General features: G+C 61.4%; 22 protein-coding genes. 9 read left to right on the plus strand and 13 right to left on the minus strand.

The genetic code is table 11. From position 1 onward, the window contains the following. Positions 1 to 90: 90 nt before the first annotated feature. Complete coding sequence (locus tag VZP09_RS02945) at positions 91 to 999, minus strand: DMT family transporter (protein WP_032415645.1); 909 nt, start codon at positions 997 to 999, stop codon at positions 91 to 93. A 124-nt stretch (positions 1,000 to 1,123) separates the two neighbouring features. On the opposite strand from VZP09_RS02945, the gene VZP09_RS02950 reads away from it, so the two are divergent. Further along, positions 1,124 to 2,458: an aminotransferase-like domain-containing protein gene (locus VZP09_RS02950; RefSeq protein ID WP_117021998.1), complete on the plus strand. Its 1,335-nt coding sequence runs from the start codon at positions 1,124 to 1,126 to the stop codon at positions 2,456 to 2,458. On the opposite strand, the gene pdxR is transcribed toward VZP09_RS02950, so the two are convergent. Continuing rightward, positions 2,455 to 3,918, minus strand: coding sequence for a MocR-like pyridoxine biosynthesis transcription factor PdxR (pdxR, locus tag VZP09_RS02955; RefSeq protein WP_328794884.1), 1,464 nt, complete (start codon positions 3,916 to 3,918; stop codon positions 2,455 to 2,457). The two genes, VZP09_RS02950 and pdxR, sit on opposite strands and share 4 nt — an antisense overlap. A gap of 241 nt (positions 3,919 to 4,159) precedes the next feature. On the opposite strand from pdxR, the gene VZP09_RS02960 reads away from it, so the two are divergent. From VZP09_RS02960 to VZP09_RS02975, 4 genes are read left to right on the plus strand one after another with little or no spacing between them, the layout of a single operon-like run. Then, entirely contained in the window at positions 4,160 to 5,011 is an 852-nt protein-coding gene (locus VZP09_RS02960) for a transporter substrate-binding domain-containing protein (RefSeq protein ID WP_002893184.1), read from the plus strand. 47 nt (positions 5,012 to 5,058) lie between these two features. Beyond that, positions 5,059 to 5,700: an amino acid ABC transporter permease gene (locus VZP09_RS02965; protein ID WP_004142522.1), complete on the plus strand. Its 642-nt coding sequence runs from the start codon at positions 5,059 to 5,061 to the stop codon at positions 5,698 to 5,700. A 14-nt stretch (positions 5,701 to 5,714) separates the two neighbouring features. Further along, positions 5,715 to 6,380, plus strand: a complete 666-nt coding sequence (locus tag VZP09_RS02970; RefSeq protein WP_002893189.1) for an amino acid ABC transporter permease — start codon at positions 5,715 to 5,717, stop codon at positions 6,378 to 6,380. Beyond that, entirely contained in the window at positions 6,373 to 7,134 is a 762-nt protein-coding gene (locus VZP09_RS02975; RefSeq protein WP_021464385.1) for an amino acid ABC transporter ATP-binding protein, read from the plus strand. Before VZP09_RS02970 ends, VZP09_RS02975 begins: the two co-directional genes overlap by 8 nt. 53 nt (positions 7,135 to 7,187) lie before the next feature. On the opposite strand, the gene VZP09_RS02980 is transcribed toward VZP09_RS02975, so the two are convergent. Next, positions 7,188 to 7,952 carry an SDR family NAD(P)-dependent oxidoreductase gene (locus VZP09_RS02980; RefSeq protein WP_004178931.1) on the minus strand — a complete coding sequence of 255 codons (765 nt, stop codon included), beginning with the start codon at positions 7,950 to 7,952 and terminating at the stop codon, positions 7,188 to 7,190. A gap of 180 nt (positions 7,953 to 8,132) precedes the next feature. Here VZP09_RS02980 and VZP09_RS02985 point away from each other — a divergent pair, with 180 nt between their 5' ends. Then, the gene (locus VZP09_RS02985) at positions 8,133 to 9,470 is read left to right on the plus strand and encodes an aspartate aminotransferase family protein (protein WP_032414656.1); all 1,338 of its coding nucleotides are present in this window, start codon (positions 8,133 to 8,135) and stop codon (positions 9,468 to 9,470) included. 246 nt (positions 9,471 to 9,716) lie between these two features. On the opposite strand, the gene VZP09_RS02990 is transcribed toward VZP09_RS02985, so the two are convergent. The 5 genes from VZP09_RS02990 to VZP09_RS03010 all read right to left on the minus strand — a co-directional run bounded on the left by VZP09_RS02990 (position 9,717) and on the right by VZP09_RS03010 (position 14,780). Continuing rightward, positions 9,717 to 10,421 carry an ABC transporter ATP-binding protein gene (locus VZP09_RS02990; protein WP_004178936.1) on the minus strand — a complete coding sequence of 235 codons (705 nt, stop codon included), beginning with the start codon at positions 10,419 to 10,421 and terminating at the stop codon, positions 9,717 to 9,719. Further along, positions 10,408 to 11,244 (minus strand): ABC transporter ATP-binding protein, encoded by an 837-nt coding sequence (locus VZP09_RS02995; RefSeq protein ID WP_328794885.1) that lies wholly within the window; start codon positions 11,242 to 11,244, stop codon positions 10,408 to 10,410. Before VZP09_RS02995 ends, VZP09_RS02990 begins: the two co-directional genes overlap by 14 nt. Then, positions 11,237 to 12,070, minus strand: coding sequence for an ABC transporter permease (locus tag VZP09_RS03000; protein WP_004142505.1), 834 nt, complete (start codon positions 12,068 to 12,070; stop codon positions 11,237 to 11,239). The genes VZP09_RS02995 and VZP09_RS03000 overlap by 8 nt, the downstream gene beginning before the upstream one ends. Then, the gene (locus VZP09_RS03005) at positions 12,070 to 13,092 is read right to left on the minus strand and encodes an ABC transporter permease (RefSeq protein WP_004176937.1); all 1,023 of its coding nucleotides are present in this window, start codon (positions 13,090 to 13,092) and stop codon (positions 12,070 to 12,072) included. The genes VZP09_RS03000 and VZP09_RS03005 overlap by 1 nt, the downstream gene beginning before the upstream one ends. 119 nt (positions 13,093 to 13,211) lie before the next feature. Next, positions 13,212 to 14,780 carry an ABC transporter substrate-binding protein gene (locus tag VZP09_RS03010; protein WP_004142499.1) on the minus strand — a complete coding sequence of 523 codons (1,569 nt, stop codon included), beginning with the start codon at positions 14,778 to 14,780 and terminating at the stop codon, positions 13,212 to 13,214. A 205-nt stretch (positions 14,781 to 14,985) separates the two neighbouring features. Here VZP09_RS03010 and VZP09_RS03015 point away from each other — a divergent pair, with 205 nt between their 5' ends. After that, a complete protein-coding gene (locus tag VZP09_RS03015; RefSeq protein ID WP_002893466.1) occupies positions 14,986 to 15,681 on the plus strand; it encodes a GNAT family N-acetyltransferase in 696 nt (231 codons plus the stop codon). A gap of 120 nt (positions 15,682 to 15,801) precedes the next feature. Here VZP09_RS03015 and betA read toward each other — a convergent pair whose 3' ends face one another. Genes betA through betI form a run of 3 tightly spaced genes read right to left on the minus strand, consistent with a single transcriptional unit; the run spans position 15,802 to position 19,553 of the window. After that, positions 15,802 to 17,466 carry a choline dehydrogenase gene (gene betA / locus VZP09_RS03020; RefSeq protein WP_023316555.1) on the minus strand — a complete coding sequence of 555 codons (1,665 nt, stop codon included), beginning with the start codon at positions 17,464 to 17,466 and terminating at the stop codon, positions 15,802 to 15,804. 13 nt (positions 17,467 to 17,479) lie between these two features. Then, positions 17,480 to 18,952, minus strand: coding sequence for a betaine-aldehyde dehydrogenase (betB, locus tag VZP09_RS03025; protein ID WP_130974922.1), 1,473 nt, complete (start codon positions 18,950 to 18,952; stop codon positions 17,480 to 17,482). A gap of 13 nt (positions 18,953 to 18,965) precedes the next feature. Beyond that, a complete protein-coding gene (gene betI, locus VZP09_RS03030) occupies positions 18,966 to 19,553 on the minus strand; it encodes a transcriptional regulator BetI (protein ID WP_004151671.1) in 588 nt (195 codons plus the stop codon). Between the two features lie 128 nt (positions 19,554 to 19,681). On the opposite strand from betI, the gene betT reads away from it, so the two are divergent. Further along, positions 19,682 to 21,715, plus strand: coding sequence for a choline BCCT transporter BetT (gene betT, locus VZP09_RS03035; RefSeq protein WP_004142478.1), 2,034 nt, complete (start codon positions 19,682 to 19,684; stop codon positions 21,713 to 21,715). Between the two features lie 45 nt (positions 21,716 to 21,760). Here the strand turns inward: betT and ivy are convergent, their stop codons facing one another. Then, the gene (ivy, locus tag VZP09_RS03040; RefSeq protein WP_004210923.1) at positions 21,761 to 22,207 is read right to left on the minus strand and encodes an Ivy family C-type lysozyme inhibitor; all 447 of its coding nucleotides are present in this window, start codon (positions 22,205 to 22,207) and stop codon (positions 21,761 to 21,763) included. 224 nt (positions 22,208 to 22,431) lie between these two features. Between ivy and VZP09_RS24810 the strand changes: the two genes are divergently transcribed. Then, positions 22,432 to 23,688 carry a mechanosensitive ion channel family protein gene (locus VZP09_RS24810; RefSeq protein ID WP_032424690.1) on the plus strand — a complete coding sequence of 419 codons (1,257 nt, stop codon included), beginning with the start codon at positions 22,432 to 22,434 and terminating at the stop codon, positions 23,686 to 23,688. Here the strand turns inward: VZP09_RS24810 and VZP09_RS03055 are convergent. Beyond that, positions 23,685 to 24,578 carry a LysR substrate-binding domain-containing protein gene (locus VZP09_RS03055; protein ID WP_023284831.1) on the minus strand — a complete coding sequence of 298 codons (894 nt, stop codon included), beginning with the start codon at positions 24,576 to 24,578 and terminating at the stop codon, positions 23,685 to 23,687. The two genes, VZP09_RS24810 and VZP09_RS03055, sit on opposite strands and share 4 nt — an antisense overlap. Positions 24,579 to 24,657: the final 79 nt, after the last annotated feature.

Here is a 24,657-nt window from a genome sequence, read left to right on the forward strand (position 1 = left end):
CCGGCGACGCGACCTCCAGCCGTTTATCATGCTGTCGCCCGGGTAAGGCGGTTACACCGCCGCGACCCGGGACGGCGGATGACGGGGCGGTCAATCATGGCTCCCGCTCCCTGCGACAACCCGCTGACGGCCAAATTTGCGCGAGCCCACCACGCACAGCACCACGCCCAGCGTAACCGCCAGCATCAAGGGGCTGACGGTTTCGTGCAACAGCGCCGCCGACAGGCCAAGCCCGAAGAACGGCTGCAATAGCTGGAGCTGGCCGACGGCGGCGATCCCGCCCGCGGCCAGCCCTTTGTACCAGAAGATGAAACCGATCAGCATGCTGAAGAGCGACACATAGCCGAGCGCCGCCCAGGAGGAGGCCGATATGGCATGCCAGGACGCGGGCTGAACCATCAGCGAGGCGGGGAGCATCAACGGCAGGGCTATCACCAGCGCCCAGCAGATCACCTGCCAGCCGCCGAGCTCCCGCGTCAGCTTTGCCCCTTCCGCATAGCCGAGGCCGCAGGCGATAACCGCCGCCAGCATCAGCAGATCGCCGCTGAGTGAGGCCGCCGCACTTTGCGTCAGGGCGAATCCCACCACCAGCAGGCTGCCCAGCAGCGAAAAGATCCAGAAAGCCCGCCGCGGGCGTTCGCCGCCGCGCAGTACGCCGAAGAGGGCGGTCATCAGCGGCAGCAGGCCAATAAACACAATCGAATGCGCCGAGGTAATGCGCTGCAGGGCCAGCGCCGTGAGCAGGGGAAAGCCGATCACCACCCCTGATGAGACGATGATCAAGGGCACAAGCTGCGCCAGGCGCGGGCGTTTCTGGCGAAAGCCGACCAGCAGCGCGACGGCAAGCAGCCCGGCGATGGAGGCGCGCAGAAAGGTCAATAAGAACGGATCCATATCCTGCACCGCCAGCCGCGTCGCGGGCAGCGACCCGCTAAAAATAATCACCCCCAGTAAACCATGAAGCCATCCGGACCAGGGACCGGGCACCGATTTATCCAGTGTTGAATCTACCACGTTAACCTCGCGTTATCAGANNNNGCTGTGCCCGCTTGAGCATCGTCTGCGGCGATGGTAATGTGCTCAATCTAATACAATCAAATTATTGTCATAGATACATTTCACGATGAAAGCCCGATATAAAGCCGTTGTCGACCGATATGCCCAGGCGATCCGCAGCGGGCAGCTGCCCGCAGGCACCCGTCTGCCGACGCACCGTACCCTTGCCGCCGGAGAACGCCTCTCGCTGGCCACCGCCACGCGCGTCTACCGTGAACTGGAAGAGATGGGGTTGGTCAGCGGCGAAACCGGCCGCGGCACCTTCGTGCGCGACCTCTCGCTGCCGCCGGGGCACGGGGTCGATCAGCAGGTGGTGGCCGCCGATGTCGTGGATCTCAATTTCAACTACCCTTCGCTGCCGGAGCAGGGCGATGCGCTGCGCGAGGCGCTCAGGCAGCTGGCGATGGCGGGCGATATTGACTCGCATCTGCGCTATCAGCCTCATGCCGGGCGGCTCGCCGAGCGCGAAATTATCGCCCGCCATTTGACCTGCCAGCACTTTACGCCGGATGCGGAAAATGTCCTGATCGTCAACGGCGCACAGCACGGGCTGGCAGTGACCGTCATGGGGCTGTTACGTCCGGGGGATGTGGTGGCGGTGGATGCGCTGACCTATTCGGGCTTCAAGGTTCTGGCGGCGCTGTATCATCTGGAGCTGGCGGCGATCCCCTGTCGACCGGAGGGGCCGGACCTGCAGGCGCTTCATACGCTGTGCCAGCAGCGGCGGGTGCGGGCGGTGTATACCATGCCGACGCTGCACAATCCGCTGGGCTGGGTGCTCAACACCGGGCAGCGGCAGGCGCTGGCCGATCTCGCGCGCCAGCACGACCTGCTGATTATTGAAGATGCCGCCTACGCCCGGCTGGTGAGCCGTCCGCCGCCGCCGGTGATCAGCTATGCGCCGGAAAGAACGGTGTATGTCACCGGTTTTTCAAAAAATATCGCCACCGGACTGCGCGTGGGCGTGGTGATCTCTCCGCCGCGCTACCGGCCGGAGATTGAGCGTGCCATCCGGGCCACGACGTGGAATACGCCGACGCTGATAAGTTCGCTGATCTGCGCCTGGATTGAAGATGGCACGGTGGCCCGCTTTGAAACGCAGAAACGACAGGATGCGCGACAGCGGCAGCAGGTGGCCCGCGAGGTGCTTTGTGGGCTTCCCGTCGTCAGTCATCCCGATTCGTACTTTGTCTGGCTGCCTCTGGGTGAAGAGAGCCGGGCCGATCGACTGGCGAATGCGCTGATGGAACGCCGTATTTCGGTGTCGACCGCCGAGCCGTTCTGCGTCTCCGCCACGATCCCGCAGGCGCTGCGCATTGCGCTCGGATCGGTGCCTTTCGACAGTCTGCGCCCGGCGCTGCTCAGCGTGCGCGACGCCGTTGAGTATGAACAATACCGCTAACCCATCTGCTCCAGCTGGCCGCGCAGGACCTCCACCCCCTGGGCGATGGCGTCAGGGTTAATGGCGTGGAATCCCATGCGAAAGTAGTTATCCGGCGGCGCGGCGCTGAGAAAATGGCGCGCCCCGGGCTCAATCAGCACGCCGGCGTGGGCGGCGCGCCAGGTGAGCTGCTGGGTGTTGATCTGCGCCGGGGTCTGCAGCCAGAAGGCGTTAGCATGTTCGCTCCCCGCCAGCGCGCGACACGACGGCAGATAGCGCTGCAGGGCGGCGTGCAGGCGCTCCCAGCGCTGGGCGGAGTCGTAGCGGTAGCGCCGCAGATGGGTTTCATAATGGCCCTGGGCAAGGAAGTGGGCCATCTGGTACTGAATGTTGGTCGGCGGATGGCGATAGACCAGCCGGCGCAGGGCGCGCGCCTCGTCGATCAGGTCCGGGTCGGCGACCATAAACCCCAACCGCAGCCCCGGTGACAGCGCTTTTGACAGGCTGCTGACATACACCACCCGGCCGCTGCGATCGCTGGCCTTCAGCGCCGGCAGTGGGTTGAGGGTAAAGTTACTCTCCGAGTCATAATCATCTTCAATAATGACTGCGTCATGGCGGGCGGCATGCTCCAGCAGCTGGCGACGCCGCGCACTGCTCATGGTCACCCCGGTGGGCACCTGATGGCCGGGGGTGACATAGTAGTAATCGCAGGGACGCTCATTAAGCACGATCCCCTCTTCATCCACCGGGTGCGGCACCACCTCGGCGTCGGCGAGCAGAAAGGTGTTGATGGCTTCGCGAAAGCAGGGGTTTTCGACGCCAATGCGGGTGGTGGAAGAGAGCAGCAGTCGGGTCAGCAGGTAGAGCGCATTTTGCGAGCCAAGGGTGATGAGAATTTCATCCGGCGCGGCGACAATGCCGCGCTTGGGCAGCACCCGGGTGCGGATCTGCTCGATCAGCATCGGCACATCCTGGTCAATATGGTCGATGACCCACGCCGGGTCGCGCACCCCGCCGTGCAGCCAGTTCGCCGCCGAGCGCCAGGTGGCCAGCGGGAACTGCCGGGTATCGGGCTGGCCGTAGATAAACGGGTAGCGGTAGTGCATCCAGCCCGCCGGTTTGAGTATCGACTCCTGCTGGCTGGGGGTCATCTGCAGCCGGTCGCCCCAGCGTGGTGCAGCGGCTTCGCGCTGCGGTGCACTCTCGACGGCGGCAGGCGAAGCTTCATGATAGTCGGGATGCAGGTAGTAACCGCTTCGTGGGCGGCTAATCAGGTAGCCCTCGTTGACCAGACTTTCAAACACCAGCGCGGTGGTGTTGCGCGAGACGCGAAGCTGGCTGGCCAGCTGGCGACAGGAGGGCAGCGGGGTGTCGGCGGCGAAGATCCCGCTGAGAATGGCATTCACCAGCGTCTCTCGCACCTGTTCCTGCAAACCGCGGCCAGGCTGAAAATCAACGTGTAACAGGTGACGGATCATACGGGGCTCCTCTGGCAATAACGCATTGCGACCACCCGTTACACTCAGCAAATTCCATACCACCCTGCCGCCATCTGACACAGCGATGCGGCCCATCTGGCTCTATACGGAATTGAAAAACGCTCCCACATTAAAAACGTATTCAGCCGCCGTGGACCGGAACGTCCCCGGCCACTATTTTGCAGAAACCTTTTCGCGTTCTGGAATGAACCCGTCTGGCCAATCCATCAGGGGTGAAATAATGAAAAAATCATTGGCATCAATGTGTCTGAGCGCTGTATTAACGGTCGCTTTTTCTTATCACGCCGTCGCGGCCGATCTTCCGGAAATAGAAAAATCCGGCACCTTGAAAGTGGCGACGGAAGATGATTATGCGCCGTTTAACTTTATGAATAATGGCCAGGCCGATGGCTTTAACAAAGATATGCTTGAGGAATTACGTAAGTACGCCAAATTCCATGTCGACCAGAGCATATTACCGTGGACCGGATTATTAGCGGCCGTCTCCACCGGGCAATACGATATGGCCTTAACCGGGGCGGTTATTACCGATGAGCGGCTGAAGGTTTTTGATTTCACCCCACCGTGGGCCTCCGCGCAGCACTATTTCGTCAAACGCGCTGGTGATACTTCGTTAAATACGATTGCCGATCTCAGCGGCAAAAAAGTGGGGTTACAGGCCGGGAGCGCGCTGCTGGCGCGTTTGCCGGAGCTGAAGGCGATGCTGGAGAAGACCGGCGGCAAGCTGGGACCGGTGGTGGAGTATCCCTCCTATCCGGAAGCTTACGCCGACCTGGCGAATAAGCGACTGGATTACGTGATTAACGTGGTGATCTCGGTAAACGACCTGGCGAAAGCCAAACCGAAGGTCTTCGCCAAAGGGCTGGCTGTCTCCGGACCGGGGTATATGGCGTGGCCGATCCCGAAAAACTCGCCGCAGCTGCTGGCCTATATGACCAAGTTTATGAACCACATGAAGGAGACCGGCAAGCTCGCCGAGCTGCAGAAAAAATGGTTTGGCGAAACCTATGACAACCTGCCGACCGAGGCGATCACCAGCCCGGAACAGTTTCACAAACTCGCCGGACTGTAATATTCCGCGGCGGGCGACCGCCGCCTGTTGCTGAGAAGGAGGGCCTCATGGATGCAATTTCCTGGCAGTTATTAATCGAAGGCGCATGGACGACCCTCTGGATTTCGGCCATCGCTATCGCCTTCGGGGTGGTGGCGGGCCTGCTGATCGCCCTGGTACGGATGCTGCGCCTGCCGGTGATCGACCAGCTGCTGGTGGTCTATATCAGTCTGGCCCGCGCAACGCCGCTGGTGACGCTGGTGCTGTTTCTGTTCCTTTCCCTGCCGACGATGGGCATTAACCTCGACAAGAACGTGGCCGCCATCGTGGCGCTGACGCTTAACACGTCGGCGTTTAACGCTGAGATCTGGCGCAACGCCTTCCGCACCTTTCCGCGCGAACAGCGGGAGGCGGCGGAGTCGGTGGGAATGCGCCGCTGGACCTACTTCCGCTACATCATGCTGCCGCAGATGTGGATCGAGAGCCTGCCGGCGCTGGTCAATGAGATGTCCTTTTTGATCAAAGGTAGCCCGGCCATCGCCGTGATTGGCGTGGTGGATCTCACCCGGGTCACCAACCGTATCTCCTCGGTCACCTACGAGCCGCTGTCGCCGATCCTCGCCGCCGGCCTGCTGTATGTGGTGATCATCGGCTGTTTGTTGAAGCTGCAGGGTATCGCGGAACGTAAAGCCAGGCGTCTGGCGCGCTAGGAACGGGAGGCATTATGAATCAGTGGGGCGTTATCTGGTCGGTTCGCGATAGCTTTATTGCCGGGTTATTCGCGACCCTCGAACTGTTTATTACCGCCGCCCTGGCGGCGCTGATTATCGGTATTGCGCTGTGTTATTTTAGCGAATATCAAAAGAAAGTGATTAACCGGATTATTATTGGTTTCGTCAGCCTGATGCGTGCGATCCCTTTTTTGATCCTCGCTTATCTTCTGTATTACGGGCTGCCGCAGCTCGGTATTAGCATGGAGCCGTGGACCGCCGGTTTACTGGCCCTGATTATTTATCATGGCGCCTATTTCTTTGAAATATTGCGCAGCCAGCGGCGGGTATTTTCCGGCGGATATATTGAAGCGGCGATTGCTCAGGGCTTTTCGCGCTATGCCATTTTCCGGCGGATTATTTTACCCAATATCGTCTCTTCCGCCTTACCGCTGATCGGCAATCAGCTGATTATTTGCCTGAAGGACACCGCTTTCCTGAGCATTATTACCGTTCAGGAGATCACCGCCGCCGCCAACAGCGTCCAGGCGACCTATTTTATTCCGTTTAACGCCTTTATCGTCGCCATTGGGCTTTACTGGGCGATCAGCATTCTGCTGGAGCTGCTGATTAAGCGCCTGACCGCCTGGGGAGCCAAAAGAGGAATGAGCCATGCCTGAGTCTATTGCCGTAAGCGTCAAAAACGTCTCCAAACAGTTCGATAATGTGGAAGTCCTGCGGGATATTAACCTGACGGTGGAGAAGGGGACCGTGGTGAGTATTCTCGGCTCGTCCGGGTCGGGAAAATCCACACTGCTGCGCTGTATGAACTGGCTGGAACAGCCGGACCGCGGCGAAATTCATATCGGCGGTCAGCGACTGGGGATTGATGAACAGCGAGGCCGGGCGATGTCGCACCGCCAGCTGGCCAAAATCCGCGAGCGGGTGGGGATGGTCTTTCAGAGTTTTAACCTGTGGCCGCATCTGACCGTTCAGCAAAACGTCAGCGAGGCGCTGCTGCACGTTAAGGGCATGAAACGAGACGAGGCGAAGGCCATGGCCATGCAGCAGCTGGAGAAAGTCGGCATGGCGCACAAAGCCGATGTCTACCCGATCACTCTCTCCGGTGGACAGAAGCAGCGGGTGGCGATCGCCCGTTCGCTGGCGATGTCGCCGGAAGTTATTCTCTTCGATGAACCGACGTCGGCGCTGGATCCGGAACTGGTTAATGAGGTGTTGGGGGTAATGAAAGCCCTTGCCGCCGAGGGCTACACCATGGTGGTGGTGACCCACGAGATGGATTTTGCCCGCCAGGTGTCCAATGAGGTGGTGTTTCTGGAGAAGGGGCTGCTGATAGAGAAGGCGCCGCCGGAGAAGTTCTTCACTCAGCCTGACTCCGAACGCGTCAGGCAGTTTCTGCAAAGCAGCCGTTAGTCCGGCCTGCATCCCCTGCCGGCAGCGCCGGCAGGGGATGCGTCGGGTTTCGCTTAATCCCGATCGATGGCGAACGGCTGCCATGCCTGACGCACCGGCATCACCTCCACCCGGTTAATGTTCATATGCGCCGGCAACGTGGCGATATAAAACATCTGCTCGGCGATATCGTGCGCGCTCAGCGGCGTGGTGCCGCGATAGAGCTTATCCGATGCCGCCTGGTCGCCTTTGGTACGCACCAGGGTGAATTCGGTCTCGGCAATCCCCGGCGCCAGATCGGTGACCCGCACGCCGGTGCCAAGCAGATCGCAGCGCAGGTTATAGCTGAACTGCTTCACAAACGCCTTGCTGGCGCCATACACATGGCTGCCGGGATAGGGCCACTGCCCGGCGATCGAGCCGATATTGATAATACTCGCCCCGGCGCCATGGCGGATCAGCGTCGGCAGCAGGGCGTGAGTGACTGTCACCAGACCGGTGACGTTGGTGTCGATCATCGTTTTCCAGTCCTCCAGCGCCACCTCCTGCGCCGGCAGCGGCGACAGCGCCAGCCCGGCGTTGTTGATCAGGGTGGTGATATCGGCGAAATCGGCGGGCAGCGACGCCACGGCGGCAGCCACCGCCTCGCTGTCACGAACGTCAAGCTCAATAATATGCACCGGCACCCTGGCGGCGAGTCTGTCCTGCAAGGCCTTCAGTCGCGGATAGCGGCGCCCGCTCAGCACCAGCGACCAGCCCGCGTCGGCAAACACCTGCGCTGCCGCTTCGCCAAAACCCGAGGTCGCCCCGGTGATAAACACTACGTTGCTCGTTGCCATCTCATTCTCCTGTGCGGTTGTCCCTTCACTATAAAAACGCCGGACGACAAGGCACAGGGCCAGACGACGGGCAGGGATGTGACACCGTGTCACATCGTTATGCGCGCACTGGCTCTATCCGATTTGCGCGGCCAAGGCCAATGATGAAGCCAACCACTACGACATGAGAGAGGGCAGGGTATGAAGCTGGCAATTCACAACGAGGTCGCGGTAAGCAATGACGAAGTTCGGCAATTAGATCGCGCCTATGTGTTTCATTCATGGTCGATGCAGGGCAATCTCAACCCGCTGGTCATCGCCGGGGCGCAAGGCTGCGAGCTATGGGATTATGAGGGGAACACCTGGCTCGATTTCAGCAGCCAGCTGGTGAACGTCAACATTGGCTATCAGCACCCCCGGGTACTGGCGGCCATGAAGGCGCAGCTGGAGACCCTGGTCACCATCGCGCCCGCCACCGCCAACCTTGCCCGCGGCGAAGCGGCGAAGCGCATCGTCGACCTGGCGCCGGCGGGCTTCAGTAAGGTGTTCTTCACTAACGCCGGGGCGGATGCCAATGAGAACGCGATTCGCATGGCGCGGCTCTATACCGGGCGCGACAAGGTGCTGTCGGCCTATCGTTCCTATCATGGCAACACCGGCAGCGCGATCGCCGCTACCGGCGACTGGCGCCGGGTGCCGAATGAGTTCTCCCGCGGCCACGTTCACTTCTTCAACCCCTACCTTTACCGCAGCGAGTTCAACGCCGCGACTGAGGAAGAGGAGTGCCAGCGCGCGCTGGCGCATCTGCGGCGGATCATTGAATGCGAGGGGCCGACGGCCATCGCGGCGATCCTGCTGGAGTCCATCCCCGGCACCGCCGGGATCCTCGTGCCGCCGGCAGGCTATATGCAGGGCGTGCGCGCCCTGGCCGACGAGTTTGGCATCGTGCTGATCCTTGATGAGGTGATGGCCGGCTTTGGCCGCACCGGCAGCTGGTTCGCCTTCGAGCAGGATGGCGTGGTGCCGGATCTGGTGACCTTTGCCAAGGGGGTTAACGCCGGCTACGTGCCGGCGGGCGGGGTGCTGATTAGCGAGCCGATTGCCCGCTACTTTGACGATCACTTCTTTGCCGGGGGGCTGACCTACTCCGGCCATCCGCTGGCGATGGCGGCGATTGTCGCCACCATCGACGCGATGAAAGAGGAGAAGGTGGTTGAGAACGCGGCCTATATCGGCAACGAGGTGCTGCGCCCCGGTCTCGAGGCGCTGGCGGAGAAGCACGCCATTATCGGCGAGGTGCGCGGTCGCGGCCTGTTCCAGGCGCTGGAGCTGGTGAGCAGCCGTGAACAAAAAACGCCGCTGACCGCCGCCGACATGGCCGCGATCAAAGGGGCCCTGACCGAAGCCGGGCTGCTGGCCTTTGTGGTGGAGAACCGCATTCACGTGGTGCCGCCGTGCACCATTACTGCTGAGCAGGTGGCGCAGGGGCTGGCGATTTTTGATGCGGTCTTTGCTCGCTTTGCCAGCCTGGCGAAGTAGGGGAGGGGGCCGGATACTGTTGCCCGGCGGCGCGCTTGCNCGGGCCTACGGNGNGTNAGCCTGTGAGNGGATCCTGTAGGCCGGGTAAGGCGCAGCCGCCACCCGGCNNNANCANGGNTACCGTGCCTGANATCTNGCCCGGCGGCGCTNCGCTTGCCGGGCCTACGGNGNGTNAGCCTGTGAGNGGATCCTGTAGGNCGGGTAAGCGAAGCGCCACCCGACAAAACAACCGCACATACGCTGACCTCACCTCATCCGGTGCTCTCCATTGACCAACGCTTCGCGATCGAAAAAGCGCTGGATCACGCCCTCCGCCATAAACGCCGCCCGATCGGACATATGGGCGATGACGTCGGCATCATGGCTGACCAGCAGATAGGTCATGCCGTGCTCCTGTTTCAGACGATTAAGTAGATTAAGGATTTCCGCCTGTACCGACATATCCAGCGCTGAGGTCGGCTCATCCAGCAGCAGGATCTGCGGGCGCAGCAGCAGGGCGCGGGCAATGGCCACGCGCTGCCGTTGGCCGCCGGAGAGCTGATGCGGATAGCGGCGCACGGCGTCGGCGGCCAGACCCACCTGCTCAAGGGCGGTGGTTACTCGCGGGGCAACGTCGCGGATGCCGTGGATCTGCAGCGGCTCCGCCAGGGTGCGCCACAGGGTATGGTTGGGATGCAGCGAGGCGTACGGATCCTGAAACACCATCTGCACGTTGCGCCGCAGATCGCCCTGAAAGCGGGCGCCCGGCATAATGGCCTGGCCGAGCAGATCCACGCTGCCGCGCCATTCACGCTGCAATCCGGCCAGCACGCGCAAAATCGTCGATTTGCCGCAGCCCGAGGCGCCGATCAGGCTGAAGGTTTCCCCGGCGTCGACACGGAAACTGGCGGCGGAGACCGCCGTCTTCGCGCCGAATGTAACCTGTAAATCCTGAAGATTAACGATCGCCATGGGCTGTCTCCGTAAAGTCCTGGGTTCTGTCGAGGGTCGGCAGCATCTGGCCGTAGGTGTGGGCATTTGGCCGGCAGGTCCACAGGGTGCGGGTGTAAGGGTGCGTCGCGCTCGGCAGCGCCCGCGCCGGCATCTCGTCGACCTGTCTCCCCTGGTACATCACCAGCACGCGATCGCAATGCGCGGCTACCAGCAGTAGATCGTGGCTGATCAGTAACATGGCCATCTGCCGCTGCGCGCTCTGCTCCACCAGCAGCTCGAGGATCTGGTTGCGCAGGCGGGCGTCGAGGGCCGAGGTCGGCTCGTCGGCTATCAGCACCTTCGGGTTATTGAGCAGCGCGAGGGCGATCATCACCCGCTGTCCCATCCCGNCGGAGAGTTCGCCGGGATAGCGGCTGAGGACCGGCAGATCCAGACCGACGGCGGCGATGGCGTCTTTGACCGCCTCGGCGCGCGCGCGGCGGCTGAGACGCTGATGCAGGGTTAACGCCTCCTCCAGCTGCGTCTGAATGGACTGCACCGGATTCAGCGCATAGCGCGGGTCCTGCAGCACCATGGCGATATCGTTGCCGCGCAGCGCGCGCCAGCCGCGGGCGCTGAGGGTCAGCACATCGCGCCCCAGCACCTCCAGCCGTTCAGCGCTCACCACCCCGGGCTTGCGCACCAGGCCCATCAGCGCCCGGGCGGTCATCGATTTGCCGGAGCCGGATTCGCCCACCAGCGCCAGCCGCTCGTTGCCGAGGGTGAAGCTGACGTTGTCCACCACCCGGGCGGTGGGATAGTCGACGGCGAGTCCCTGGACGGTCAGTCGGATGTCAGTCATGTTGCGGCTCCAGAATATCGCGCAGGCCATCGCCCAGCAGGTTAAACGCCAGGCTGGCAAGCAGGATCGCCGCGCCGGGGATGGCGGCGATCCACCACTGGTCGAAAATCACCTGCATCCCGTCGGCAATCATCGCTCCCCACTCCGCCATCGGCGGGCGGGCGCCCAGGCCGAGAAAGCCGAGCCCGGCGGCGGCGAGGATAATGCCCGCCAGATCGAGCGCCAGCCGGACAATCGCCGACGGCAGACACAGCGGCAGAATATGGCCGACCAGCAGCCGCCCGCCGCGAATGCCCAGCATCTCCGCCGCGGCGAGGTAGTCGCTATGGCGCAGGCGCTGAATTTCGCTGCGCGCCTGACGGGCGTAGGCCGGCCAGGTGGTCAGGGCTAACGCCAGCGCGCCGTTGACCAGCCCCGGGCCAAGCATCGCCACGAACGCGAAGGCGAGGATCAGGCGCGGCATCGACATCACCACGTCGGTAAAGCGCATCAGTATCCGCTCCAGCCACCCGCCATAGTAGCCGGAGAGGATACCTACCAGCAGCCCGACGGGCAGGGTAATGGCGGTCACCAGCGCCACCAGACCCAGCGCCGGGCGGGCGCCGTAGAGCAAGCGCGACAGCAGGTCGCGGCCGTAGCTGTCTGTGCCGAGCCAGTGTCCCGCCCCGGGCCCCTGCAGACGAGCGGCGGCATCCTGCCAGTTGGGATCGTGCGGCGCCAGCCACGGGGCGAACAGCGCGGTCAGCACCAGCAGGATCACCAGGGTCAGGCCGCTGAAGGCGGCGGGTGAGCGGCGCAGACGGCGTAAAAACAGATAAGTCGGCATCAGCGCACCCTCGGATCGGTTAACCGTACCAGCAGATCGGTCAGGTTATTGATCAGCACAAAACTCACGCCGATCAGCAGCGTGCCGCCCATGATCGCCGTGGTATCCCCGGCGAACAGCGCCGTGGTGAGATAGCGGCCGATCCCCGGCCACGAGAAGACGGTTTCGGTGAGCACCGCCCCTTCGAGCATGGAGGTCCAGGCGAGGGCGGTCACCGTCAGCAGAGTGCCGCGGATATTGGGCAGGACATGGCGCAGCAGAATCGTCATCTCTCCGGCCCCTTTGGCCCGCGCCAGCAGAATGTACTCTTTGTTCATCTCGCTCAGGCAGGCGGAGCGGGTCAGGCGGGTGATGCTGGCCAGCGAGTAATAGGCCAGCACCAGCACCGGCAGCGCCAGATGGCCGATCGCATTTTTAAACGCCGCGGTATCGCCGGAGAGCCAGGTGTCGATCAGCGCAAAACCGCTGCGTGGCTCGACGGTGTACTGATAAATATCGTCGAGGCGACCCGGGCCCGGCGCCCACTGCAGCCGGGCGTAGAACAGGGCCAGCATCAGCAGGCCGAGCCAGAAAATGGGCACCGAGTTGCCCAACAGGGTAAAGGTGCGAACCGCCAGATCCCACGGCGAACCGGCGTAACGGGCGCACAGCACCCCGGCGACGATGCCCAGTACCGCGCCGACGATCAGCGCCAGGGTCGCCAGCTCAAGGGTCGCCGGGAAGACTGCCAGCAGGTCGTGGAGCACCGGCTGGCCGGTGGCGCTGGCGATGCCAAGATCGCCATGGGCCAGGTTGACCAGGTAGTGCCAGAACTGCACCGGCAGCGGCTGGTCGAGACCCAGCTGATGGCGAACCTGGTCATAGGTCGACTGGCTGGCATGGTCGCCGACGATCTGCAGTACGCGGTCGACGGGCGACAGCGCGGAGAGCGAGAAGGTGACCAGCAACAGCCCGAACAGCGTGAGCAGCAGCGTAAACAGCCCCTGCAGCAGGCGGGTAAGGTGAGTGGAAAACGATGGCATGGAAAATGGAAATTCCTGGTATATCAGCATTGTACCCGGCGGCGCGATGCCGACCGGGCCCGGGTGAGGAGTCGGTCATCCGGGCAGACAAGGCCGCCATACCCGGTGACAAAACCCGCTTACTTGGTCACGTTATCGTACCAGACCATGTCGGCGTTCAGTCCCTGCTGATAGCCCTTCACGTTGTCACGCACCACGATCTGGGTTTTCCCCTGGTCAATAAAGACGTACGGCGAATGCTGGAGCAGGGTTTCCTGCATCGTTTTGTACAGGCCGAGGCGTTTCGCCGGGTCCGGCTCCGCCACCGCGGCGAGGGTGGCTTTATTCAGCTCAGGGATCTGCCAGCCGTTGAGCCCGGCCACGGTGCTGGATTTACCATCGTTCCAGGCAAAGGCGCTGGCATTGGAGTGGGCATCAAAGTAGTCCGGGATCCACAGGCGGATCGCCGCCTGATGCTGCTTCGCGCGCACCCGGGCATAGACCTGGCTGCCGGCGGCGGGTAGCAGATCCACCTTCACCCCGCCCTGGGCAAAGCTGGCCTGCAGCGATTGGGCGATGGTGATAAACGGCGGTTTGTTCTCCACATCGAGGGTGAAGTGGGCATCCTTAATGCCCGCTTTATCGAGGATAGCCTTAGCTTTTTGCGGGTCAAAGGTGAACGGATTGGTCTCCAGCGCCCCCGGCAGGCCGGCAGGCAGGAAGCTTTGGTGAATAAAGTACTGGCCTTTCAGCAGATTTTTGGTGATGCCCTCATAATCAACCAGCCAGCGCGCCGCCTCCCAGAATGCCGGATTATTGAGCAGCGGGTTGGCGCTGTTGGCGGTATTAAACACCAGGTAGTTCTGCTCGGCGGACGGGATGCTCAGCACCTTCACGCCGGGTTTATCCTGCAGGGCGGCAATCTGGTCAGCGCCGAGATCGCGCGCCACGTCGGCATCCCCCTGCTGGATCAGCAGGCGGCGGGAAGCCGGGTCGGGGACGTTTTTAATAATGATGCTCTTGATCTTCGGCGCGCCGGTGGGGGAGCTGGCGTTGGCCTCCAGCACGATGGCCTGATGCGGCTGGTAGACGCGCATTTTATAGGCCCCGCTGCCCGCCGAGTGCATCTTCAGCCAGTCGTTGCCGAAGTCGTTATTTTTCGCGTTCGGCGCCACCTGTTTTTCATCCACGATAGAGGCGATGGGGGTAGAGAGAATATTCAGCGCCACCGCCGGGCTGACGTCGGCGGTCCAGTGCAGCGTCAGGGTATGGTCATCAACCTTTTTCAGCTGGCTGGCGATGTTGTCCGGCTGCCAGCCGAGCACGTTGAGAATAAACGCCGGCGATTTATTCAGCGTCACCGCGCGGGTGTAAGAGAAAATCACATCTTCCGGGCGCAGCGGATTACCGGAGGCGAATTTGGCATCCGGCTTCAGTTTAATGGTCAGGGTTTTCGCCGCCGGATCGGCCTGCCAGCTTTCGGCGAGGATCGGTACGATTTTTTCAGGGTTGTTGCGGTCGGGCTGCACCAGACGCTGATAGAGGCTGGGGACCGTCTGAATGCTGGAGAGTTCGTTCGCTTCCGCCGGGTCGAGGCTGACGATATCGTCGAGACCCTGGGCGACCACCAGCGTGTTGGGCGGCGTGGCGGCATGCGCGGCGGCGGAGAGCGCCGACAGTAGCAGTAAAGGCAACAGTTTTTTGGTCATGTGCAATCCCTGAAGAATGGTTATTTTATTGTTTTATGCCTCGCTACGTTAGGCCGCTTGCCATAAGGCGTAAAGTCAAAATAAGGATATCCTTATGCTAAAAACGCATATTCAAGAACGACAGGTTATTGCCGGTCGCGCAGAAGCGCCTTTCTCCGCTGCGGGGTTCTTGCTATAACGCATTGTCTATTGCGAGGAGGTGGGTGTGCCGGAAATCAATGAGTATGGCCAGCAGGTGAACGACCTGGTCCCTGGCTGGCAGGGGGCGCAAGTCCTGCGGCGGACGGCGTTAAATGGCCGTTTTTGCCGCCTGGAGCCGCTGGACGTTGACCGTCATGCGGCGGATCTGTTTGCCGCCTATGCGCTCGGCGACAACAGCGACTGGACGTGGCTGGCGTCTACGCGGCCGGAGAGCGTGGCGGCGACCGCCCACTGGATCGCGGGCAAGGTGAATGATGATGCCCTGGTGCCGTATGCGGTGGTTGATCTGCGTAGCGAGCAGGCGGTAGGCATCGTCAGCTATATGGCGATCGAGCGGGAAATGGGTACGGTTGAGATCGGCCATGTCACCTGGTCGCGACGGATGAAAAACACCCCGCTGGGTACCGAAGCGGTCTGGCTGCTGCTCAAAAACGGCTTTGACCATGGCTATCGTCGGCTGGAGTGGAAATGCGATTCGATGAATGTCGCCTCGCGCCGCGCCGCCGAGCGGCTGGGCTTTAGCTGGGAAGGACGTCTGCGGCAGAGGCTGGTGCGTAAAGGGCGGACGCGCGACAGCGATATGCTGTCCATCATCGACGGCGAGTGGCCTGCGCGCGATGCGGCGCTGCGGGCGTGGCTGGCGGCGGAGAACTTTACTGCCGACGGTCAGCAGATTAAGCGCCTGGAGGCGTTTCGCTAACATCAACCTATGGGGTCAAAACCCGGAACGGCACCCCGGTCGCGCTGCGCTTACCGGGGCTACGTTACATCGCCTCAGGGTAGGCCGGGCAAGGCGTAGTCGCCGCCCGGCATTGACCTGTTAACGGCGAACCGGCGCGTCGCCAGCGACATAATACGTCGCGGTGCTGCGCGGCAGCGGCTGGCGGCCGCGAATGGCGTCGGCCATCTTCTCGCCGATCATAATGGTGGTGGCGTTGAGATTGCCGGTGATGATCTGCGGCATGATCGAGGCGTCGATCACCCGCAATCCTTCCAGACCGTGGACGCGGCCCTCGCCATCGACCACCGCCATCTCGTCGTAACCCATCTTACAGGTCCCGCACGGGTGGAACGCGGTCTCGGCGTGGTTGCGCACAAACTCATCCAGTTCGGCATCGCTCTGGCATTCTATTCCCGGACTGATTTCGCGGCCGCGATACTTATCCAGCGCCGGCTGGTTCATGATCTCCCGGGTAATGCGGATGGCGTCGCGGAACTCCTGCCAGTCCTGCTCATGGGACATATAGTTAAACAGGATCGCCGGATGGGCGTGCGGGTCGCGCGACTTCAGGCGCACGTGGCCGCGGCTGGGCGAACGCATCGAGCCGACGTGGCACTGGAAGCCGTGCTCTTTCACCGCGTTGGAGCCATTGTAGTTAATCGCCACCGGCAGGAAGTGGTACTGAATGTTCGGCCAGGCGAACTCTGCGCGGCTGCGGATAAAACCGCCCGCTTCGAACTGGTTGCTGGCGCCGATGCCGGTGCCGCCGAACAGCCACTCGGCGCCGATCTTCGGCTGGTTCCACCACTGTAGCGCCGGGTAGAGCGATACCGGCTCTTTGCACTCGTACTGCAGATACATCTCCAGATGGTCCTGCAGGTTCTCACCCACGCCGGGGAGATCGTGCACCACCGGGATATCGAACTGCCTGAGCAGCTCCGGGTTACCCACGCCGGAGCGCTGCAGGATCTGCGGCGAGGCAATCGCCCCGGCGCACAGCAGCACCTCTTTGTTGGCCGTCGCTTTTGACGGGATCGTGCTCTCTCCCTCCAGCCACTCGACGCCCACCGCGCGCTTGCCGGCAAAAATAATGTGATCGGTCAGCGCATGGGTGCGGATGGTCAGGTTCGGGCGACCGCGCGCCTGGTCGAGATAGCCGCGGGCGGTGCTGGCGCGACGGCCCTGCGGCGTCACGGTGCGGTCCATCGGGCCAAAGCCTTCCTGCTGGTAGCCGTTGAGATCGTCGGTACGCGGATAGCCCGCCTGCACCCCGGCTTCAACCATCGCCTCGAAGAGCGGATTATTGCCCGGCTTCGGCGTCGTCACGCTCACCGGGCCATCGCCGCCGTGGTAGTCGTTAGGCCCGATATCGCGGGTTTCCGCTTTCCGGTAGTAGGGCAGGCAGTCGAGATAGCTCCAGTGTTCCAGACCCGGCTCTTTGGCCCAGTTGTCCAGATCCATCGCGTTACCGCGAATGTAGCACATGCCGTTGATCAGCGAGGAGCCGCCGAGCCCTTTGCCGCGTCCGCACTCCATGCGGCGATTGTTCATGTACGGCTCCGGTTCGGTTTCGTAGGCCCAGTTGTAGCGCTTGCCCTGCAGCGGATAAGCCAGCGCGGCGGGCATCTGGGTGCGGAAATCGAACCGGTAGTCAGGGCCGCCGGCTTCCAGCAGCAGGACGGTGGTGTTTGGATCTTCAGTCAGTCGTGTTGCCAGAACGTTGCCGGCGGAGCCGGCACCAATAATGATGTAGTCAAATTGCAAAAAAACCTCCCGGTTAAAATATGGACTGGAATTTACCCATCTCAACCTGGATGGACTTCACCTGGGTGTAACTCTGCAGCGTCATGACGCCGTTCTCGCGGCCAATGCCGGAGTGTTTGTAGCCGCCAACCGGCATTTCCGCCGGGGATTCCCCCCAGCTGTTGATCCAGCAGATGCCGGCTTCCAGCTGGTGGATAATTCGGTGAGCGCGGTTGAGGTTGGGCGTCACCACGCCGGCGGCGAGGCCGTATTCGGTGGCGTTGGCGCGGCGAATGACCTCCGCTTCGTCGGCATAGCTGAGGATCGACATCACCGGGCCGAAGATCTCTTCGCGCACGATGGTCATCTCGTCGCTGCAATCGGTAAACACCGTCGGGGCGACCCACGCGCCGTTATCGAAACCGTCGCCTTTCAGCGCCTCGCCGCCGCACAGCAGGCGCGCGCCTTCGCGTTTGCCGCTCTCGATATAGCGCAGAACGTTGTCGCGATGGGGGAAGCTGACCAGCGGGCCGAAGTTGGTGTCGTCGGCAAACAGATCGCCGGCGCGGATGCGGGCCACCCGCTCGAGGATCTTGTGCTCGAATTCCGCCTTCTGTTTCGCCGGGACAAACACCCGGGTGCCGTTGGTGCAGACCTGACCGGAGCTGTAGAAGTTGGCCATCATGGCAATATCGGCGGCGAGGTCGAGGTCGGCATCATCGGCGATAATCAGCGGCGATTTGCCGCCCAGCTCCATGGTGACCTCTTTCAGTGATGAAGCGGCCGAGTTGGCCATCACTTTTTTGCCGCTGGCGACGCCGCCGGTGAAGGAGATTTTGGCGATGTCCGGATGCTCGGTCAGATACTGGCCGGTTTTCGCGCCGATCCCTGGCAGGACGTTAAACACCCCGTCCGGCAGGCCCGCTTCGCTGTAAATTTCCGCCAGCTTGAGGGCGGTCAGCGGGGTGACTTCGCTCGGTTTGAAAATCATCGCATTGCCAGCGGCCAGCGCTGGCGCCGATTTCCACAGGGCGATCTGGATCGGGTAGTTCCACGCGCCGATCCCGGCTACCACCCCCAGCGGTTCGCGACGGGTGTAGACGAAGGAACTGTCGCGCAGCGGGATCTGGCTGCCTTCCAGCGCCGGGATCAAGCCGGCGTAATACTCCAGCACGTCGGCGCCGGTGACGATATCAACGGCGGCGGTTTCGCTGAGGGGTTTCCCGGTATCCAGCGTCTCCAGTCGCGCCAGCTCGTCGTTGCGCTGACGCAGAAGGTCGACGGCGCGACGCAGGATGCGCGAGCGTTCCATGGCGGTCATCGCCGCCCAGATTTTTTGCCCACGCTGCGCGCTCTCGACGGCGCGGTCGACATCCTCGCGTCCGGCAGCCTGAACGGTCGCCAGCACCTCGCCAGTGGCAGGGTTGATGGTCTCGAAGGTGCGACCGCTGGTGGCCGATGTATAACCACCATTAATATAAAGCTGCTGTTCTGCCATTCGGGACATAACGCCTCCTCGGTTATGGGTTCGGTAAATGCTGACGAATAAAGTGGCTGGTCAGCGACTGCGCCAGCGTTTTATCCAGCGGTTTGCCGCTGAGCGCCGCCCGCAGCCACAGGCCGTCTATCAGCGCCGCCAGCCCGTAGCCGGCCTCCTGCGCCTGCTCGCGCGGCAGCTCGCGGCGGAATTCGTACACCAGGTTCGACAGCAGGCGACGGCTGCTGACCTGCTGTAACCGATAAAGCATCGGCTGGTGCATGCTGCTGGCCCAAAAGGCCAGCCAGGCCTTCATCGCCGCGCTGCTGATCTGCGTCTCATCAAAGTTGCCGCCGACAATCGCCTGCAGGCGCTGGCTGGCGCTGCCGTCCGGCAGAGCGTGCAGACGGTTGAGCACCGCGTCGCGCAGCTGGCTGGTGATGTCGCGCATGGTCGCCTCCAGCAGACCATTTTTGTCTTTGAAATAGTGACTGATGATCCCCGTCGATACGCCCGCCCGCCGGGCAATCTGCGCGATGGTCGCGTCGTGCATACCGACTTCATTTATTGCGTCCAGCGTGGCGTCGATCAGCTGCCTGCGCCGGATCGGCTGCATCCCCAGTTTGGGCATTTTTGCCACTCCATTCATCAGCGTTGGTTAACTATTAAAGCGGTTTTTGATTGGACGTTCAATATAAAATGTGTCTTAATTGTTGCGGATTTGGATTTTAATAGTTACAAAAACAGTGGGGATACTGGATGACAGATCTTTCGCAAAGCAGAGAAAAGGACAAAATCAATCCGGTGGTTTTTTATACCTCGGCCGGACTGATTTTGTTGTTTTCCCTGATGACGATCTTTTTTCGCGATTTTTCTGCCGAGTGGATTGGGCGCACCCTGGACTGGGTGTCGAAAACCTTCGGCTGGTACTATCTGCTGGCGGCGACGCTGTATATCGTCTTCGTCGTCTGCATTGCCTGCTCGCGCTTCGGCTCGGTGAAGCTCGGGCCGGAGCAGTCAAAGCCCGAGTTCAGCCTGCTGAGCTGGGCGGCGATGCTGTTCGCCGCCGGCATCGGCATCGACCTGATGTTCTTCTCGGTCGCCGAGCCGGTGACGCAATATATGCAGCCGCCGGAAGGGGCGGGGCAGACCATCGAGGCGGCGCGCCAGGCGATGGTCTGGACCCTGTTTCACTATGGCTTAACCGGATGGTCAATGTATGCCCTGATGGGCATGGCGCTGGGATACTTTAGCTATCGTTATAATTTGCCGCTCACCATCCGCTCGGCGCTGTACCCGATTTTTGGCAAACGGATCAATGGGCCCATCGGCCACAGCGTCGATATTGCGGCGGTGATCGGCACCATCTTCGGCATCGCCACCACCCTCGGTATCGGCGTCGTGCAGCTCAACTACGGTCTGAGCGTGCTGTTCGATATTCCGGACTCGCTGGCGGCGAAAGCGGCCCTGATTGCGCTGTCGGTGATCATCGCCACCATCTCGGTCACCTCCGGGGTGGACAAGGGCATCCGCGTGCTCTCCGAACTGAACGTCGCCCTCGCGCTGGGGCTGATCCTGTTCGTGCTGTTCATGGGGGATACCTCCTTCCTGCTCAATGCGTTAGTGCTCAACGTCGGCGACTACGTCAATCGCTTTATGGGCATGACGCTGAACAGCTTCGCCTTCGACCGGCCGGTAGAATGGATGAATAACTGGACGCTCTTTTTCTGGGCGTGGTGGGTGGCCTGGTCGCCGTTTGTGGGCCTGTTCCTGGCGCGCATTTCGCGCGGGCGCACCATCCGCCAGTTTGTGATGGGCACCCTGATTATTCCCTTCACCTTTACGCTGCTGTGGCTGTCGGTGTTCGGCAACAGCGCGCTGTATGAGATCATCCACGGCGACGCGGCCTTTGCCCAGGAGGCGATGGCCCACCCGGAGCGCGGTTTCTATAGCCTGCTGGCGCAGTATCCGGCGTTTACCTTTAGCGCGTCGGTGGCGACCATCACCGGTCTGCTGTTTTACGTTACCTCCGCCGACTCCGGCGCGCTGGTGCTGGGGAACTTCACCTCGAAGCTGAAGGACATCAACAGCGACGCCCCGAACTGGCTGCGCATCTTCTGGTCGGTGGCCATCGGTCTGCTGACCCTCGGGATGCTGATGACCAACGGCATCTCGGCGCTGCAGAACACCACGGTGATCATGGGGCTGCCGTTCAGCTTTGTGATTTTCTTCGTGATGGCCGGACTGTATAAATCTCTGAAAGTGGAAGATTACCGCCGGGTCAGCGCCAGCCGCGACACCGCCCCGCGCCCGATGGGCCTCCAGGATCGTCTGAGCTGGAAGAAGCGCCTGTCGCGGCTGATGAATTACCCCGGCACGCGCTATACCAAACTGATGATGGAGACGGTGTGCTACCCGGCGATGGAGGAGGTGGCCCAGGAGCTGCGGCTGCGCGGCGCGGCGGTGGAACTGAAGAGCCTGCCGCCGGAAGAGGGTGAGAACCTTGGCCACCTCGATCTGCTGGTGCACATGGGCGACGAGCAGAACTTTATCTACAAGATCTGGCCGCAGCAGTACTCGGTGCCGGGCTTTACCTATCGGGCGCGCAGCGGGAAATCCACCTATTACCGGCTGGAGACCTTCCTGCTGGAGGGCAGTCAGGGTAACGACCTGATGGACTACAGCAAAGAGCAGGTGATCACCGATATTCTCGACCAGTACGAGCGGCACCTGAACTTTATCCATCTGCATCGGGAAGCGCCGGGGAACAGCGTGATGTTCCCGGATGGCTAATCAGGGAAGCCCCCGTCGGGGAAAGGCTGACGGGGGCGATGGTCGTTACTGGTAGTTAAAGGCGTCCGGATGGTTGTCGAGGCTGCCGCTGAGGGCGGCAAACAGCACGGTTTTGCCATCGATGGACAGGGCATCGCTGACGTTAAGCCAGGTCAGCTTCTCCTGGTCGGTTTTTTCATCGACCACTGAGTAAACGCCGGACATCTGTTTGCTTTTTTCCGACCAGATCACCGCGATACGTTCATGGCCGCAGTCGTGGGGTTTGCAGGCGCTTAACACCTGCCAGGATTCGCTACCCAGTTTCACCGTCTGCGCGGGCGAACCGGTGCCGCCGGTGGTCACCCAGGCGGGCAGCTGATGGCCTTTGACCATCTGGTTAAACGACGCCCGGGTGGCGGCATCGTGAGCCAGACTGTTCAGCGTGACATCGCTTTGCGCCATAACGCTGGCGGAGGCGGCTAAGGCGACGATAGCGGTAAGAGCTTTAAACATGTTTCCTCCTGGACTTATTCCGTCCTCATAACAAGCCTCTTTATAGTGAGCGTAGAGAATGATTAATGCAAACTCTGACATATTTTCTGTGAATGATTAGAAACGGTGCGCGCATGGACGTTACGCTAAGCGATATGCCATGATGCGGATTGATTTATTTTCCAAATATTTGCCCTTGGGATAAAGCAGTTAGCGAAGTGGCATAGTTATTCAGGCGATAAAGCATGGCGTATGTGAATCATCTACTGACGTTTATTGAGAGTAATCCGGCGCTGGCGGTGGGGTTTAATCTTATTCTGCTGCTGCTCTCCGGCATATTTGCCCATCTTTTATGCAAGTTCTTGCTGATTAAAGTGGTGCGTAAGGTCTTCTTTAGTAGCCACAAACAGGATGTGCCGCTGGAGAAGGATCGACGCATCGCCGAAAAGCTGTCCAATTTCATTCCGGTTATTATTGTCTATTACGTTCTGCAGTTTATGCCGGCGATGCCGGCATCGCTGGTGACGGCGATTAATACTATCTGCGGGATCTTGTTTTTTATTTTTATGTCGGTGTTTTTCAACGAGATGCTGGATATTGTCAACAGCTCCTATCTGCGAAAGACCAAACGTAAAAATCATTCCATTAAGGGCTATATCCAGATAGGCAAAATCTTAGTCCACATCCTGGCGGCGATCATGATCCTCGCCGTGATGTCGAACAAATCGCCGATCATTATCATCTCCAGTCTGGGGGCCGTGGCGGCGGTACTGATGATCGTGTTCCAGCATACTCTGCTGTCGCTGGTGGCGAACGTTCAGCTGTCGTCCAACGACGTGCTCCAGCTGGGGGACTGGATTGAAATGCCTGACAAGAATCTCAGCGGTGAGGTGACGGATATCGCGCTGCACACCATTACCATCCGCAACTGGGACAATACCATCTCCCGTATCCCGACCAAGAATTTCCTCACCGAGACCTATACCAACTGGCAGGCGATGTTCTCCTCCGGGGCGCGGCGGATCATGCGCAGTATCGCCATCGATCAGCACTCGGTGCGTTTTCTCGACCAGGAGATGCTCTCCTCGATGCTGACCATCCGCGGGGTGAGTGAGCCTCTGGCGACGCTGCTTGACGGCCGGGATCCCGGCGGCGTGGCCGACCGCTGGTTTGTCGATAACGGGCTGACCAACCTGACCCTGTTTCGCCACTATCTGATGCACTATCTCGCCGAGCGGCCGGATATTATTAAAGAGATGTACATTGTGGCGAGAACGCTGAAACCGTCGCCCTCGGGCATTCCGTTGGAGATTTACTGCTTCACCTCCTCAACGCTGTGGAAAGACTACGAAAACACCCAGTCGGCGATATTTGAGTACATTACTGCGGTGGCCGGACAGTTTTCCCTGCGCCTCTATCAGTATCCCGCCGGGCACGATTTCTGGCGTCTCTCCCAGGAGCACGCCGCCCGGGCGGGCCTGCCGCCGTCGGCCGAAGGCTAAGCGCTGATCTGCTGGCGCCAGAGGGCGATCTCCTCCTCCAGCCAGGCGATGAACCGGGCGACTTCCGGCCGGTTCTCCGCCTGCGGGGAGACGGTTAGCCAGTAGTGCCAGGGGTAGGGGACGGTGACGGCGGTGAGCTGCACCAGCTCGCCGCGGGCTATCGCCCCCGCCACCAGGGAGCGCCGCTCCAGCGCCACGCCGGCCCCCAGACGAACCGCCTCCAGCACCAGATTGGAGTCGTTCAGGCGCAGGCCTGAGGGGACGATCGGCTTTTCCAGCCCCGCCTGGCTGCACCAGGCATGCCAGGACTCCATGGAAAAAATAATATCGCTGGCGGCGATCGCCTGCGGGGTGGTCGGCAGGTTACCGCCGCGATAGCCGGGGGCGGCGACCACCAGCTGTTCATCGGCAAACAGATGCCGGCTTTCCATTCCCTCCCAATCGCCTTGCCCCATGCGAATGGCCAGATCGATACCCTCCTGTTGCAGGTTAACCACCGCCAGGCTGGTCAGCAGGCGCACCGCGATCTGCGGATGCCGCGCCTGAAAGCGCGCCAGCCGCGGCAGCAGCCAGTGACAGCCAAAGGAGGGGAGCGTCGCCAGGGACACTTCCAGGGTGCGGGGTTTGATCTGCACCATGCGCGTGGCGTCGGCGATGTGCTGTAACGCCTCGCGGATTTGCAGGGCATAGAGCCGTCCTTCTTCCGTGATGCGCACTCCGCGGCCGTGGCGGATAAAGAGCGTGACGCCGACCAGGGCTTCCAGCTGTTTGATGTGCTGGCTGACCGCCGAATGGGTCACGCTCATCTCGTGGGCGGCCTGCGTTACGCTGCCGAGGCGCGCCACCGCCTCAAAGCTGCGCAGGCTGGCGACAGGGGGAAAATCTGCCATGGTGGTTTCTCTGTCAGTGAGTCGATACGTTAACGTTACTACCGGGTTAGCGGCTTTTAAAGCCGCTGCAAACAAGCTG

This window comes from Klebsiella sp. EMBS2024 (assembly GCF_036233805.1).
GTDB classification, from domain to species: Bacteria; Pseudomonadota; Gammaproteobacteria; order Enterobacterales; family Enterobacteriaceae; genus Klebsiella; species Klebsiella pneumoniae.

Coding starts and splice junctions, on each gene's coding strand:
- betB (WP_130974922.1), bottom strand. CDS start 18,952: ATGTCCCGAATGGCAGAACAGCAGCTTTATATTAATGGTGGTTATACA.
- VZP09_RS02965 (WP_004142522.1), top strand. CDS start 5,059: ATGGATGCAATTTCCTGGCAGTTATTAATCGAAGGCGCATGGACGACC.
- VZP09_RS02970 (WP_002893189.1), top strand. CDS start 5,715: ATGAATCAGTGGGGCGTTATCTGGTCGGTTCGCGATAGCTTTATTGCC.
- ivy (WP_004210923.1), bottom strand. CDS start 22,207: ATGTTTAAAGCTCTTACCGCTATCGTCGCCTTAGCCGCCTCCGCCAGC.
- VZP09_RS03010 (WP_004142499.1), bottom strand. CDS start 14,780: ATGACCAAAAAACTGTTGCCTTTACTGCTACTGTCGGCGCTCTCCGCC.
- betT (WP_004142478.1), top strand. CDS start 19,682: ATGACAGATCTTTCGCAAAGCAGAGAAAAGGACAAAATCAATCCGGTG.
- VZP09_RS02950 (WP_117021998.1), top strand. CDS start 1,124: ATGAAAGCCCGATATAAAGCCGTTGTCGACCGATATGCCCAGGCGATC.
- VZP09_RS03000 (WP_004142505.1), bottom strand. CDS start 12,070: ATGCCGACTTATCTGTTTTTACGCCGTCTGCGCCGCTCACCCGCCGCC.
- VZP09_RS02980 (WP_004178931.1), bottom strand. CDS start 7,952: ATGGCAACGAGCAACGTAGTGTTTATCACCGGGGCGACCTCGGGTTTT.
- betI (WP_004151671.1), bottom strand. CDS start 19,553: ATGCCCAAACTGGGGATGCAGCCGATCCGGCGCAGGCAGCTGATCGAC.
- VZP09_RS24810 (WP_032424690.1), top strand. CDS start 22,432: ATGGCGTATGTGAATCATCTACTGACGTTTATTGAGAGTAATCCGGCG.
- VZP09_RS02975 (WP_021464385.1), top strand. CDS start 6,373: ATGCCTGAGTCTATTGCCGTAAGCGTCAAAAACGTCTCCAAACAGTTC.
- VZP09_RS02990 (WP_004178936.1), bottom strand. CDS start 10,421: ATGGCGATCGTTAATCTTCAGGATTTACAGGTTACATTCGGCGCGAAG.
- pdxR (WP_328794884.1), bottom strand. CDS start 3,918: ATGATCCGTCACCTGTTACACGTTGATTTTCAGCCTGGCCGCGGTTTG.
- VZP09_RS03055 (WP_023284831.1), bottom strand. CDS start 24,578: ATGGCAGATTTTCCCCCTGTCGCCAGCCTGCGCAGCTTTGAGGCGGTG.
- VZP09_RS02960 (WP_002893184.1), top strand. CDS start 4,160: ATGAAAAAATCATTGGCATCAATGTGTCTGAGCGCTGTATTAACGGTC.
- VZP09_RS03005 (WP_004176937.1), bottom strand. CDS start 13,092: ATGCCATCGTTTTCCACTCACCTTACCCGCCTGCTGCAGGGGCTGTTT.
- VZP09_RS02985 (WP_032414656.1), top strand. CDS start 8,133: ATGAAGCTGGCAATTCACAACGAGGTCGCGGTAAGCAATGACGAAGTT.